The following is a 1,556-nucleotide window of genomic DNA, read 5'->3' on the forward strand; positions in this document are numbered from 1 at the left end:
GGGGGGCGCCCGCCCCCGCCGCCACCCCGGCGGGCCCGTGGGCCACGCCGGGGCGTGCGCCGGGCGGCCCCGGGGCTCCGCTACGCGGTCACTGACAGGCCTTGCGGCCGTGGTTCGCCTTCTTCTTCCGCCGGGCCTTCTTCTTGCGGGCGCGCTTGGACACCGTGCTCCTCCTGGTCCTGGGTGGGTGGACGCGGTTCAGGCGGCCCGGCCGACCAGCTGGTCGGCGAGCTTCACCAGGCGCTTCTGCGAGCGCTCCTCCTGGGCGGCCTGGGCCGTCGGCGCGGCGACGCCGCCGTCGTAGTAGGCGCCGTTGGCGATCTCGGCATCCGGCAGGCAGAGCCGGACCACGGCCGCCGCGCCCTCCGCCGCCGGTGCGCCGACCCGCCCGTAGAGCGGCAGCAGCGCCGTGTCGCACAGGCCCGGGTTGAGGCTGACGGCGGTGACGCCGGAGCCGGCCGGCGCCATCTCGGCGGTCGCCATGGTGAGCGCCAGCTGCGACTGGGCGTACGCGGCGACCCGGGAGTACTTCTTCACCCGGTGCGGGTCCGACCAGTTCATCGACGCGGTGCGGTGCAGGGAGGAGGACACGTTGACGATCCGGGCGTCCCCGGCGGCCGAGAGCGGGGCCCGGAGCAGCTTGGCCAGCAGGTGCGCGGCCAGGAAGTTGACCTGTAGCGAGAGCTCGTTGCCGTCGTCGGTCAGGGTGCAGCGCTCGGGCGCCATCACGGCGGCGTTGTTCACCAGCAGGTCCAGCGCCGGGTAGTGCTTGACGACCGTGCCGGCCAGCACCGCGACCTCCGCCAGCCGGGTGAAGTCGGCGGCCAGCTCGACGAGTTGGTCACGGCGGGCGCCGGCGGCGATCAGCCGGTCGACGGCGTCCTCCGCCTCGGCGGCGGTGCGGGCGTGCACCAGGACGTTCGCGCCCCGCCCGGCGAGCAGCCGGGCGGTCTCCCAACCGATGCCGGAGGAGGCGCCGGTGACGAGGGCGGTACGGGCGGACAGAACGGTGTCGGACATGACCCATCCAAGGGTGCTGGGCACCGGCGGGGTACGGCGACGGGGCGGCGCGCGGCCGCCCGCGCCGGGGCCGCCGGTGCGAGAAGGGGTGTGGTGCGAGAAAGGTGTACTGCGGAGACGACCGCCCGCCCCCGCCCCGGAGCCGAACGGGGCGGAGGACGGGCGGCGGTGATCGGCACGGGCTCGGCGGGACTGCGCCGGGCCCGTACGCGCGGCCGGTGACCGGCGGGAAGGAGCTCGGTACTACCGGACGGCAGTGGCGACCGCGACCGCGACGACGAACCGCGGCCGGCTATGCGGCGGGCGGTCGTGGTGGCGGGTCGAGCGGTGCATGCCGTCCATCAAAGCCCGCGCCGATGCCCGGGGCAAGCTCCGTCACCCGCCCTGACGAACTCCTGACGCCTCCCTGACGCGGGCCCGGCTGACGGCGGGCCCGGCGGCGCTCCGGGGGGTGGTGCGGGGAACTGAACGGCCCGCGCCCCGGGGGGGGGGGGGCCGGGCGTGGGTGGTTGTGAGTGGGGGGGTGTGCGGGGTTT

General features: G+C 76.2%; 1 protein-coding gene. It reads right to left on the reverse strand.

Annotated features, from left to right (window positions below):
- Nucleotides 1-198 precede the first annotated feature (198 nt).
- Nucleotides 199-1,020: an SDR family NAD(P)-dependent oxidoreductase gene (locus ACFWXO_RS12980; protein WP_380523741.1), complete on the reverse strand. Its 822-nt coding sequence runs from the start codon at nucleotides 1,018-1,020 to the stop codon at nucleotides 199-201.
- Nucleotides 1,021-1,556: the final 536 nt, after the last annotated feature.

The organism is Kitasatospora sp. NPDC059088 (genome assembly GCF_042738155.1).
Taxonomy (GTDB): Bacteria; Actinomycetota; Actinomycetes; order Streptomycetales; family Streptomycetaceae; genus Kitasatospora.